This window comes from Streptomyces sp. SID486 (genome assembly GCF_009865385.1).
GTDB lineage: Bacteria > Actinomycetota > Actinomycetes > Streptomycetales > Streptomycetaceae > Streptomyces.
Window position 1 is genome coordinate 26,299 of sequence record NZ_WWJT01000002.1, and the last position, 12,294, is coordinate 38,592.

General features: G+C 70.4%; 11 protein-coding genes. 1 reads left to right on the top strand and 10 read right to left on the bottom strand.

Features of this window, described 5'->3' with window-relative positions; genetic code table 11:
- Window positions 1–193: 193 nt before the first annotated feature.
- Window positions 194–688: an NUDIX hydrolase gene (locus GT045_RS00235; RefSeq protein WP_161291601.1), complete on the bottom strand. Its 495-nt coding sequence runs from the start codon at window positions 686–688 to the stop codon at window positions 194–196.
- 28 nt (window positions 689–716) lie between these two features.
- Entirely contained in the window at window positions 717–1,790 is a 1,074-nt protein-coding gene (locus GT045_RS00240; RefSeq protein ID WP_161291603.1) for an ADP-ribosylglycohydrolase family protein, read from the bottom strand.
- Between the two features lie 150 nt (window positions 1,791–1,940).
- Here GT045_RS00240 and GT045_RS00245 point away from each other — a divergent pair, with 150 nt between their 5' ends.
- The gene (locus GT045_RS00245; protein WP_161332908.1) at window positions 1,941–3,092 is read left to right on the top strand and encodes a glycerate kinase; all 1,152 of its coding nucleotides are present in this window, start codon (window positions 1,941–1,943) and stop codon (window positions 3,090–3,092) included.
- A 90-nt stretch (window positions 3,093–3,182) separates the two neighbouring features.
- On the opposite strand, the gene pssA is transcribed toward GT045_RS00245, so the two are convergent.
- The 8 genes from pssA to GT045_RS00285 all read right to left on the bottom strand — a co-directional run bounded on the left by pssA (window position 3,183) and on the right by GT045_RS00285 (window position 12,195).
- Entirely contained in the window at window positions 3,183–4,001 is an 819-nt protein-coding gene (gene pssA, locus GT045_RS00250; RefSeq protein ID WP_161291619.1) for a CDP-diacylglycerol--serine O-phosphatidyltransferase, read from the bottom strand.
- Window positions 4,002–4,023: 22 nt separating this feature from the next.
- A complete protein-coding gene (locus GT045_RS00255) occupies window positions 4,024–4,680 on the bottom strand; it encodes a phosphatidylserine decarboxylase (protein ID WP_161291607.1) in 657 nt (218 codons plus the stop codon).
- A 170-nt stretch (window positions 4,681–4,850) separates the two neighbouring features.
- Window positions 4,851–6,056 carry an acyl-CoA dehydrogenase family protein gene (locus GT045_RS00260; protein ID WP_161291609.1) on the bottom strand — a complete coding sequence of 402 codons (1,206 nt, stop codon included), beginning with the start codon at window positions 6,054–6,056 and terminating at the stop codon, window positions 4,851–4,853.
- Entirely contained in the window at window positions 6,056–6,580 is a 525-nt protein-coding gene (locus GT045_RS00265) for a MaoC family dehydratase (RefSeq protein WP_161291611.1), read from the bottom strand. Before GT045_RS00265 ends, GT045_RS00260 begins: the two co-directional genes overlap by 1 nt.
- 5 nt (window positions 6,581–6,585) lie before the next feature.
- Entirely contained in the window at window positions 6,586–7,548 is a 963-nt protein-coding gene (locus GT045_RS00270) for a CoA ester lyase (RefSeq protein WP_161291613.1), read from the bottom strand.
- On the bottom strand, window positions 7,545–9,596 hold the full coding sequence (locus GT045_RS00275; protein ID WP_161291615.1) for a protein meaA: 2,052 nt from the start codon (window positions 9,594–9,596) through the stop codon (window positions 7,545–7,547). Before GT045_RS00275 ends, GT045_RS00270 begins: the two co-directional genes overlap by 4 nt.
- Window positions 9,597–9,605: 9 nt before the next feature.
- A complete protein-coding gene (ccrA, locus tag GT045_RS00280) occupies window positions 9,606–10,943 on the bottom strand; it encodes a crotonyl-CoA carboxylase/reductase (RefSeq protein WP_345942508.1) in 1,338 nt (445 codons plus the stop codon).
- Between the two features lie 430 nt (window positions 10,944–11,373).
- Window positions 11,374–12,195 (bottom strand): TetR family transcriptional regulator, encoded by an 822-nt coding sequence (locus GT045_RS00285; protein WP_202526713.1) that lies wholly within the window; start codon window positions 12,193–12,195, stop codon window positions 11,374–11,376.
- Window positions 12,196–12,294 lie beyond the last annotated feature (99 nt).

The window sequence follows — 12,294 nt, forward strand, 5'->3', positions numbered from 1 at the left end:
AGAACGCGACACAGGGGTCCAGTTCCTCCGGGAGGACGCCCAAGTGCTTCGTCAGGTGGTTGACGAGAGTGTCGTACATGGCTGACATGGCCCACCACTATGGCCTTCGCGGCGGGGCCGGCACACAGAGCCACGCGGCGACCCGCCGCGTTCACCCCACCGGGCCCCGCCCCGTCACGACGTCCGGCCGGGGTCACCCCACCCGGTGGCCGTTCTCCAGTTCCGCCGTGCCGGAGCCGTCGGCCAGGACGTCCAGGGCGGCCCGCACCCGGCCGCCGAGCGCGCCGGGCAGGTGGGCGGCGAGGTCGTCACGGGCGACCAGACGCCAGGACAGCAGTTCCTCCTCCTGCAGGCGGATGGCCTTCAGTTCGGCCTCGGTCAGCACACCCCCGTCGTAGAGGTAGGCGACCAGCGGCGGCCGGCCCGTGCCGTGCACCCAGTCGACCGCGAGCAGCCGGCCCGGCGGACGGTCGAGCCCGATCTCCTCCAGGGTTTCCCGGCGGGCGCCCTGACGCGGCGTCTCCCCGGTGTCGGACTCGACGGTCCCGCCCGGAAGCGCCCAGCCCTCGCGGTAGTTGGGCTCGACGAGCAGCACCCGCCCCTCGGCGTCCCGGAAGAGCGCGGCGGCACCGACGAGGACACGGGGCAGGCTCGCGATGTACGTGGCGAAGTCAGGAGCGGTGGTCATGGGGGAAGGGTAACCAGCCGGCCCGTTCCTAAGTCCCGGTCGCGGTCAGGCGCAGGGTGCGTTCGGCCAGCGCACTGATCCGTACGCCGTCGAAGCCGAACACCGCGCTGCGCACCGTGTCCCGCAGCGGGTCCCGCCACCGGGCCGGGATGGCGTCCGCCCCCGTGCGGACGCCGGCCACCGAGCCGGCCGTCGCGCCGTTGGAGTCGGTGTCCAGCCCGCCGCGCACGGTCAGCGTGATGGTCCGGGTGAAGTCGCCGTCGCCGTACAGCAGCCCGGCGGTGAGGACGGCGGCGTTCGGGACGGTGTGGATCCAGCCGAGTCCGGCGGTCTCCCCGGACACCGTCGCCAGGGTCTCCTCCCAGGGCAGCCGGGCCTCGTGCAGGGTCACCACCCGCCGTACGGTCCTGGCCAGACGGCTGCTCGCGGGGACGACCGTGAGCGCGGTCTCCAGGGCGTCCCGGACGGTGGCGGCGGTGAAGGCCGCCGAGATCAGGGCGGCGGCCCACATGGCGCCGTAGACCCCGTTGCCGGTGTGCGAGAGCACCGCGTCCCGGCGGGCCAGGCCGGCGGCCCGGACGGGATCGCCGGGGCAGGTCCAGCCGTAGACGTCGGCGCGGATCAGCGCGCCGATCCACTCCTGGTAGGGGTTGTCGTATGTGGCCGTCAGCGGCGGTTTCATCCCGTTCGCCAGGTTCCGGTACGCGGCCCGCTCCGCCGTGAACGTCTGCAGGAACGGCAGCCTGAGCAGCCACAGGTCGCCCACCTGCTCGGTGCTGAAACCGAAGCCGTGGGTCTCCAGCAGGTGCAGGCCGAGGATGGCGTAGTCGATGTCGTCGTCCCGGCAGCTGCCGTGGATCCGGCCGCGCACGCAGCTGCGCCACTCCGGGCGCAGGACGGCGGCCTCGTCCGCGTCGGCGGGTTCGGGCAGGTAGTCGGTCAGCGGCAGGGCGGCGGCGCCGCGCAGATAGCGGTCGATGCGGTCGCGGGTCCACACCTCGCCCTGTTCGACCGGTTTGCCGAGCATGTTGCCCGCGATCCGGCCGAGCCAGCCGCCGTGGATGCGGTCGGCGAGGTCCGGTGCGGTGCGCTGGGTGTCCATGGCAGGGGTGTACCCGTTCCGCCCGGCCGGCTCCCGGCGGCTTTCCAGGGTTCGGGCGGGGCATGACGGCGGGGGTGTCCTGCGGTTATGGTCACAGCGGCGCGACTGGCCCTGACGTGCGCGGGGCCCGGAGAGCAAGGGGAAGACAAGGTGGCGGACGCTGCAGGGAACGAGACCCGTCGGGTGCTCATCGCCGCGGACAAGTTCAAGGGCTCGCTGACGGCCGTGCAGGTCGCCGAGCGGGTGACGGCCGGGCTGCGCCGGGTCGTGCCGGGCCTCCGGGTCGAGTCGCTGCCCGTGGCCGACGGCGGCGACGGCACGGTGGCCGCGGCGGTCGCGGCCGGCTTCGAGCGCCGTGAGGTCCGGGTCGCCGGACCGCTCGGCGAGGAGGTGACGGCCGCGTTCGCGCTGCGCGAGGGCACGGCGGTCGTGGAGATGGCGGAGGCGAGCGGCCTCCAGCTGCTGCCGGCCGGTGTCTTCGCCCCGCTCACGGCCTCGACGTACGGCTCGGGGGAGCTGCTGCGGGCCGCGCTGGACGCGGGCGCGCGGACGATCGTGTTCGGCGTCGGCGGCAGCGCCACGACGGACGGCGGCGCGGGCATGCTGGCCGCGCTGGGCGCCCGGTTCCTGACCGAGCGGGGTGAGCCGGTGTCCCCGGGCGGCGGCGGACTGGCCGAGCTGGCCCGTGCCGACCTCTCCGGCCTGGACCCCCGGCTGTCCTCGGTCGCGCTGGTGCTGGCCAGTGACGTCGACAACCCGCTGACCGGGCCGAAGGGCGCGCCGGCGGTGTACGGCCCGCAGAAGGGGGCCTCGGCGGACGACGTGGCGGCGCTGGACGCCGCGCTGGCCCACTTCGCGAAGGTGCTGGAGGCGGAGGCCGGGCCGCGGGCGGCCGAGTACGCGGTGTCTCCGGGCGCGGGCGCGGCCGGCGGCATCGGCTACGGCGCCCTCCTGCTCGGCGCGCGCTTCCGTCCCGGCATCGAGGTGATGCTGGACGCGCTGGGCTTCGCACCGGCCCTGGAGCGGGCCTCCCTGGTCATCACGGGGGAGGGGTCGCTGGACGAGCAGACGCTGCACGGGAAGGCGCCGGCGGGCGTCGCCGCGGCGGCCCGGGCCGCGGGCAGGCCGGTGGTCGCGGTGTGCGGGCGGCTGGCGCTGGAGGAGGAGGCGCTGCGCGGTGCGGGGATCGGGCGCGCGTACCCGCTGACGTCCGTCGAGCCCGACGTCGCCAGGTGCATCGCGGACGCCGGACCGATTCTCGAGCGGGTCGCCGCCCGGATCGCCGAGGAGCACCTGAGCTGAGTCCCGGGGCGGCCCCGGCGGCGGCCGCACGCGCGAGGGCCCCCTACCCGGCACGGGTAGGGGGCCCTCGTCGTTCCGGCGGGCGCCGGGCTACGGCAGCTGCGCCGCCCGCGCCTCGCGGCGGTTGTCGCGGAAGTTGTTCACCCGTCGGGCGGTGGCGAACAGCGGGATCACCGCGCCCATCACCAGCTGCAGCGCGCAGCCGGTCTGGAGCAGCAGCTGACCGCTGGGCGCGTCGAAGGCCCAGGCGGCCAGGAGGCCCATGGACAGGACGATCCAGCCGAGCATGGCGCCCGCGAGGCGGCCCCGCGGCTTCGGGTACTCCACCCGGCTCACCATCAGCCAGGCCGTCCCCAGGATCGCCAGCAGCGTCGCCACGAACGGCAGCTCCAGCAGCACGATCGAGACGACCGTCAGCGCGCCGAACGGCGAGGGCATGCCCTGGAACATGCCGTCCTTCAACGTCACGCAGCTGAAGCGGGCCAGTCTCAGCACCACCGCCAGCAGGACCACGATCGCGCCCACCGCGGCCACCCGCTGGTGCGCGTCGTCCGCGACCATGCCGTAGACGAGGACGAAGTACGCGGGCGCGAGGCCGAAGCTGATGAGGTCCGAGAGGTTGTCCAGCTCGGCTCCCATGGGGGAGGAGCGCAGCTTCCTCGCCACCAGCCCGTCACACAGGTCGAACACGGCCGCGCAGAGCATCAGGATGACCGCCGTGGCCGCGCTGTGGCGGGCCATGCCGGACTCCTGGCTGCCGGTGAGGTGCGGGATCAGGATGCCGGTCGTGGTGAAGTACACGGCCATGAACCCGCACGTGGCGTTGCCCAGCGTGAGCGTGTCCGCTATCGACAGGCGGAGAGAAAGAGGCATCTCCTCCTCGTCGTCCACGTCGTCGGCCTCGGGCACCCAGCCGGCCTGGGTCTCCGGATCAATCACGGTCAATGCGAGTCACCCCAGCCACGGTCTTCTGACCGACCTCGACCGCGACCTCCACGCCCTCGGGCAGGTAGAGGTCGACGCGCGAGCCGAAGCGGATCAGACCGACCCGGTCGCCCTGCTCGACCTTCGTGCCCTGCGGGATGTAGGGCACGATACGGCGGGCCACCGCGCCGGCGATCTGGATCATCTCGATGTCGCCGAGTTCGGTGTCGAAATGCCAGACTACGCGCTCGTTGTTCTCGCTCTCCTTGTTGAAAGCCGGAACAAAGCCGCCGGGCACGTGCTCGACCGACGTCACCGTGCCCGCGAGGGGCGCGCGGTTGACGTGGACGTTGAGCGGGCTCATGAAGATGGCGACGCGGGTGCGCCCGTCCTTCCACGGCATGATGCTCTGCACCACGCCGTCGGCGGGCGAGATGACCCGGCCCGGGGCGATCTCGCGCTCGGGGTCGCGGAAGAACCACAGCATGCCCGCCGCGAGCGCGGTGGCGGGCACGGCGACGGCCTTGGCCGCGCCGGAACGGCGGGCGCGGGCCAGGCTGAGGGCTGCGGTGGCGACGGTCGGGAGAAGCCACGGCGATGCTCCGCGCGCGAGGCGTGCGCCTACCAGGCTGTCGCGGTGTGCAGAGGTTTGGCTGTGGGGCATGGATGACCTTCGTAGCGGATGATGCCGCGCTCTGACGGGGGACGGCGGCTTTCCCGGGATCGTACCGTTCGCGGGCCACAACTGGGCAAGCCAGGAAGCCGAGTCGGCGGCCGAAGACCGCCTACGGGGTGTGATCTTCTTCTCGAAGAAAACACCCCGTATCCGGACAATCAGCCCTGGAATCGATACTCTTCGAGCAGCCTGCGCCCGATGATCATTTTCTGGATCTCGGCGGTACCTTCACCGATGAGCAGCATCGGGGCCTCCCGGTAGAGGCGCTCGATCTCGTACTCCTTGGAGAAGCCGTAGCCGCCGTGGATCCGGAAGGCATCCTCCACGACCTCCTTGCAGTACTCGGAGGCGAGGTACTTCGCCATCCCTGCCTCAAGGTCGTTTCGCTCCCCGGAGTCCTTTTTGCGTGCCGCGTTGACCATCATCGCATGCGCGGCCTCGACCTTGGTGGCCATCTCCGCGAGCTTGAACTGGATGGCCTGGTGCTGGGCGATCGCCTTGCCGAAGGTGTGCCGCTGCTGGGCGTAGCGGACGCCCAGCTCGAAGGCGCGCTGGGCGACGCCGCAGCCGCGTGCCGCCACATTGACGCGGCCGACCTCCACGCCGTCCATCATTTGGTAAAAACCTCGGCCGGTGACCCCGCCGAGCACCCGATCGGCCGGAACCCGCAGGCCGTCCATGATCAGCTCGGTGGTGTCGACGCCCTTGTAGCCCATCTTGTCGATCTTGCCGGGGATGGTGAGGCCCGGGCGGACCTCGCCGAAGCCCGGCTCCTTCTCGACCAGGAAGGTCGTCATCGACTTGTGGGGCGCCGTGCCCTCGGGGTGTCCTTCGTCACTTCGGACGAGGACGGCCACGAGCGAGGACGTGCCGCCGTTCGTCAGCCACATCTTCTGGCCGTTCAGGACGTAGTCGTCGCCGTCCTTGACCGCCTTGGACGTGATGGCCGACACATCGGAGCCCAGGGCCGGCTCCGACATCGAGAAGGCGCCGCGGATGTCGCCGGCGGCCATCCTCGGCAGGAAGTGGTCCTTCTGCTCCTGTGTGCCGTGCTGCTTGAGCATGTACGCGACGATGAAGTGCGTGTTGATGATCCCGGACACCGACATCCAGCCCCGGGCGATCTCCTCCACGCACAGTGCGTAGGTGAGCAGCGACTCGCCCAGGCCCCCGTACTCCTCGGGGATCATCAGGCCGAACAGGCCGAGCTCCTTCAGGCCGTCCACGATCGCCTGCGGGTACTCGTCGCGGTGCTCCAGCTCGGTCGCGACCGGGATGATCTCTTTGTCGACAAAGTCCCGAACGGTGGAGAGGATCTCCTGCTGGACGTCGGTCAGACCGGCGGTCTGGGCGAGGCGCGCCATCACTTCTCCGTCTTCTCCGTGGGGGCGTTCAGTTCCGGGCGGCCCGGCTGCTCGCCACCGCGTTCCTTGATGTAGGTCTCGGTGGGCACCATCACCTTGCGGCGGAAGACGCACACCAGGGTGCCGTCCTGCTTGTAGCCCTTGGTCTCGACGTGGACGATCCCGCGGTCGTTCTTCGACTTCGACGGCCACTTGTCGAGCACGGTCGTCTCGCCGTAGATCGTGTCGCCGTGGAAGGTCGGCGCCACGTGCCGGAGCGACTCGATCTCCAGGTTGGCGATCGCCTTGCCGGAGACGTCCGGGACGGACATGCCGAGCAGCAGCGAGTAGACGTAGTTCCCGACGACGACGTTCTTGCCGAAGTCCGTCGTCCGCTCCGCGTAGTTGCTGTCCATGTGGAGCGGGTGGTGGTTCATGGTGAGGAGACAGAACAGGTGGTCGTCGTACTCGGTGACCGTCTTGCCCGGCCAGTGCTTGTACGTCGCCCCGACCTCGAACTCCTCGTAGGTGCGTCCGAACTGCATCGCGCTCAGGCCTCCGGGATCTCGAACTTCGACGTGCGCTGCATGCCGGCGGCCCGGCCCTTGCCGGAGATGACCAGGGCCATCTTGCGGCTGGCCTCGTCGATCATCTCGTCGCCGAGCATCGCGGAGCCCTTCTTGCCGCCCGCCTCGGACGTGTAGTAGTCGTACGCGTCCAGGATCAGCTCGGCGTGGTCGTAGTCCTCCTGCGACGGCGAGAAGATCTCGTTGGACGCCTCGACCTGGCCCGGGTGCAGTACCCACTTGCCGTCGAAGCCGAGCGCGGCGGCGCGCTGCGCGACCGCGCGGTAGCCCTCGACGTTGCGGATCTGCAGGTAGGGGCCGTCGATCGCCTGGAGGTTGTTGGCGCGGGCGGCCATCAGGATCTTCATCAGGATGTAGTGGTAGGCGTCCGCCGGGTAGCCGGGCGGCTGCTCACCCACGACCAGCGACTTCATGTTGATGGACGCCATGAAGTCGGCCGGCCCGAAGATGATCGTCTCGACGCGCGGCGAGGCCTGCGCGATCTCGTTGACGTTGTTCAGGCCCTGCGCGTTCTCGATCTGCGCCTCGATGCCGATCTTGCCGACCTCGAAGCCCATGGTCTTCTCGATCTGGGTCAGCAGCAGGTCCAGGGCGACGACCTGCTGGGCCGTCTGCACCTTCGGCAGCATGATGCAGTCGAGGTTCTGGCCGGCGCCCTCGACCACCGTGACGACGTCCCGGTACGTCCACTCGGTCGTCCAGTCGTTGACGCGGACGACGCGCGTCTTGCCCGTCCAGTCGCCCTCGTTGAGGAACTTGACGATGGTGTGCCGCGCCTCGGGCTTGGCGAGCGGCGCGCACGCGTCCTCCAGGTCCAGGAAGACCTGGTCCGCCGGGAGGCCCTGCGCCTTCTCCAGGAAGCGCGGGTTGCTGCCCGGTACGGCCAGGCAGGAGCGCCGCGGGCGAAGGCGGTTGACGGTCGTCATGCGGGGACCTCCAGGGGGTCGAGCTTGTTCGCTTTGCGGATCTCGTCGACGATACGGCCGATGATTCCGGTGATGTCGAAGTCCTTCGGGGTGAAGACCGCGGCGACACCGGCGGACTTCAGCTGTTCGGCGTCGGCGTTCGGGATGATCCCGCCCGCGATCACCGGGATGTCGGTCGCGCCGGCCTCGCGCAGCCGCACCAGGACGTCGGGCACCAGCTGCGCGTGTGAGCCGGAGAGGATCGACAGGCCGACGGCGTGCACGTCCTCCGCCAGGGAGGCGTCCACGATCTGCTCGGGGGTGAGCCGGATGCCCTGGTAGACCACCTCGAAGCCGGCGTCGCGCGCGCGGACCGCGATCTGTTCGGCCCCGTTGGAGTGCCCGTCCAGGCCGGGCTTGCCGACCAGGAAGCGGAGCTTGCCCACGCCCAGTTCGCGGGCGGTGGCCTCCACCTTGGCGCGGACCTCCGCGAGGGCCGAGCCGGCCTCGACGGGCACCGCCACCGGCGCGGAGGACACCCCGGTGGGCGCCCGGTACTCGCCGAACACCTCGCGCAGGGCGCCGGCCCACTCGCCGGTGGTGATACCGGCGCGGGCGCACTCCAGCGTGGCCTCCATCAGGTTCTCCGTGCCGGCGGCGGCCTCCTTGAGGCGGTCGAGCGCCTGCCGGACGGTCGGGAAGTGGAACGGGTCGCCCAGGCCCTGCCGGTCCGACGACTCCTGGCGCGTGGTGCGCCACTGGCCGAGGGCCTTGACGACCCGGTCCTCCACGGCCGGGTCCACCGTCTGGATCGCGGTGTCCAGATCGGCGGTCAGCGGGTTCGGCTCGGTGCCCTCGAAGACGTTGACGCCGACGATCTTCTCCTGGCCGGACTCGATCCGGCCCCGGCGCTCGGCGTGCGAGGCGACCAGCTGGGACTTCAGGTAGCCGGACTCCACGGCGGCCATCGCGCCGCCCATCTCCTGGATGCGGTCGATCTCGGCGAGGACCTCCTCGACCAGCCGGCCGACCTTCGCCTCGATCACCTTCGAGCCCTCGAAGATGTCCTCGTACTCCAGCAGGTCGCTCTCGTAGGCGAGCACCTGCTGGATGCGCAGCGACCACTGCTGGTCCCAGGGCCGGGGCAGCCCGAGGGCCTCGTTCCAGGCGGGCAGCTGCACGGCACGTGCGCGCGCGTCCTTGGAGAGGGTCACCGCGAGCATCTCCAGCACGATCCGCTGGACGTTGTTCTCCGGCTGCGCCTCGGTCAGACCGAGGGAGTTGACCTGGACGCCGTAGCGGAACCGGCGCTGCTTGGGGTTCTCGATGCCGTACCGCTCGCGGGTGATCTTCTCCCAGATGCGGCCGAACGCCCGCATCTTGCACATCTCCTCGATGAAGCGGACGCCCGCGTTCACGAAGAAGGAGATCCGCGCGACCACGTCGCCCATGCGCTCCTCGGGCACCTGGCCGGAGTCGCGCACGGCGTCCAGGACGGCGATCGCGGTGGACATCGCGTACGCGATCTCCTGCACCGGCGTGGCCCCGGCCTCCTGCAGGTGGTAGCTGCAGATGTTGATCGGGTTCCACTTCGGGATGTGGGTGACCGTGTACGCGATCATGTCCGTCGTCAGGCGGAGCGAGGGTCCCGGCGGGAAGACGTGCGTCCCGCGGGACAGGTACTCCTTGACGATGTCGTTCTGGGTCGTGCCCTGGAGCTGGGTGATGTCCACACCCTGCTCCTCGGCGACGACCTGATAGAGCGCCAGCAGCCACATGGCGGTGGCGTTGATCGTCATCGAGGTGTTCATCTGCTCCAGCGGGATGTCCTGGAACAGCCTGCGCATGTCACCGAGGTGTGCGACGGGCACGCCCACCCGGCCGACCTCGCCGCGGGCGAGGATGTGGTCGGAGTCGTAGCCGGTCTGCGTCGGCAGGTCGAACGCCACCGACAGACCGGTCTGGCCCTTGGCGAGGTTGCGCCGGTACAGCTCGTTGGACGCCTCCGCGGTCGAGTGCCCCGCGTAGGTCCGCATGAGCCACGGGCGGTCCTTCTGACGCTCTGTCATCTGATGCCCTCAGACGTTCCGGAAGCGGTTGATGGCGTCGATGTGCTTCGCGCGCATGTCCTCGTCGCGCACGCCCAGGCCCTCCTCGGGAGCGAGGCACAGCACGCCGACCTTGCCCTGGTGGGCGTTGCGGTGGACGTCGTGGGCGGCCTGCCCGGTGTCCTCCAGGGAGTACACCTTCGACAGGGTCGGGTGGATCTTGCCCTTCGCGATGAGCCGGTTGGCCTCCCACGCCTCGCGGTAGTTGGCGAAGTGCGAGCCGATGATCCGCTTCAGTGACATCCACAGGTAGCGGTTGTCGTACTCGTGCATGTAGCCCGAGGTGGAGGCGCAGGTGGTGATGGTGCCGCCCTTGCGGGTGACGAAGACGGAGGCGCCGAAGGTCTCGCGGCCGGGGTGTTCGAAGACGATGTCGATGTCCTCGCCGCCGGTGAGTTCGCGGATGCGCTTGCCGAAGCGCTTCCACTCCTTGGGGTCCTGGGTGGTCTCGTCCTTCCAGAACCGGTAGCCCTCGGCGCTGCGGTCGATGATCGACTCGGCGCCCATCGAGCGGCAGATGTCCGCCTTCTGCTCGCTGGAGACGACGCAGATGGGGTTGGCGCCGCCGGCGAGGGCGAACTGGGTGGCGTAGGAGCCGAGTCCGCCGCTCGCACCCCAGATCAGCACGTTGTCGCCCTGCTTCATGCCGGCGCCGTTGCGGGAGACGAGCTGGCGGTAGGCGGTGGAGTTGACCAGGCCGGGGGCCGCGGCCTCCTCCCAGCTGAGGTGGTCCGGCTTCGGCATGAGCTGGTTGGACTTGACGAGGGCGATCTCGGCGAGGCCGCCGAAGTTGGTCTCGAAGCCCCAGATGCGCTGTTCGGGGTCGAGCATGGTGTCGTTGTGGCCGTCGGAGGATTCCATCTCGACGGACAGGCAGTGGGCGACGACCTCGTCCCCGGGCTTCCAGGCGTTGACTCCGGGGCCGGTGCGCAGGACGACGCCCGCGAGGTCGGAGCCGATGATGTGGTAGGGCAGGTCGTGGCGCTTGGCGAGTTCGTTGGTGCGGCCGTAGCGCTCCAGGAAGCCGAACGTCGACAGGGGTTCGAAGATCGAGGTCCACACGGAGTTGTAGTTGACCGAGGAGGCCATGACGGCCACCAGGGCCTCTCCCGGGCCCAGTTCGGGCACGGGGACCTCGTCGAGGTGGATGGACTTGCGCGGGTCCTTGTCGCGGGTCTCCAGGCCCGCGAACATCTCCGTCTCGTCCTTGTGGACGGTGATGGCGCGGTACGACTCGGGGAGCGGCAGGGCGGCGAAGTCGGCGGACGTGGCGTCCTTCGACTGGATCGCGTCCAGGATGTCCTTCACGGTCACGGTGTTGCCTCCGGCGGTGAGCGCCCTGAGGGAGGGGCGCCTACGGATTCGTCGGTGCTGCGATGAGTGCTGCTGAGGGTTTCGGGGTGTGCCGTCGGTTCGGCGCGGGTGGTGCTTCGGCAGCGCTTTGTGGCGCGGGAGGGTGCCTGTGACGCAGGCGTCCGGGCGCGCGAGCGTTGTGCTTGCGGGGACAGCCGGCGAACGAGAGGTCTCTGCTCGCCGGCCGCCCGGACACCTTCAACGTATGACACCGCGTGTCAGTCGGCAAGGCACTGAGTGCCAGAACCTGCTCTCAGATGAAATCTTTACGTAACAAATGAGCGATGATCGATCGAACGCACCCCGGGAAAACCCTGAAAACCGCCTCTGACATGCCAAAACGGCCACCCCGAAGGGTGGCCGTCCTCACAGCGGAGCGGGAGCGTCAGCGCTCCTTCAGTGCCTCCTCGATGGTCCGCATGACCTCCTCCAGCGGGGCGTCGGTCCGCGCGACCGTCACCAGCACCTCGCCGTGCGCGGAGACCGCGGCCGGGGCGGTCGTGGCGGCCGGCCCGGCGCCCGCGGCGCGGCCGGCCCCGATGCCGGTGCCGAACGTCCTGCGCACGATCGCGAAGGCGTGGTCCAGCTGGGTCTCCACGTCGCCCTGGCCGCCCGCCCGCAGCCAGCGCCGCAGGACGTGGTTGTGGGCGGTGACCACCGCCGAGGCGGCGACCTCGGCGAGCAGCGGGTCGTCGTTGGCGTCGTCGGCGTGCGCGTGCTCGTCGAAGTGGCCGAGCAGATACCGGGTGAACAGACGCTCGTAGCGGGCCACGGAGGCGATCTCGGCCTCCCGCAGGGTGGGTACCTCGCGCGTGAGCTTGTAGCGGGCCACCGAGATCTCCGGCCGCGCCGCGTACATCTTCATGACCTCTTTGATGCCGCGGCACACGGTGTCGAGCGGATGCTCGTGCGCGGGGGCGGCGTTGAGGACCGCCTCCGCGCGGATCAGCGTGTCGTCGTGGTCCGGGAAGATCGCCTCTTCCTTGGAGCGGAAGTGACGGAAGAAGGTGCGCCGGGCGACCCCGGCGGCGGCGGCGATCTCGTCGACGGTGGTGGCTTCGTACCCCTTGGTCGCGAACAGCTCCATGGCCGCTGCCGCCAGTTCCCGGCGCATTTTGAGCCGCTGGGCGGCGGCGCGGCTGCCTGCGGCACTCTCCGGCGCGTCGGGCGTGGCTGGTGTACGTGAGGACTTGGCGGGCTGGGACATGACCTGAACGTACTGCATGCGCGCAGCTCGGTGCGCAGGTCCGGGGTGCCCCCCGCCCGCGGCGGGCGGGGGAGCGCCGGGCCGGGCGGCCGGGCCGGC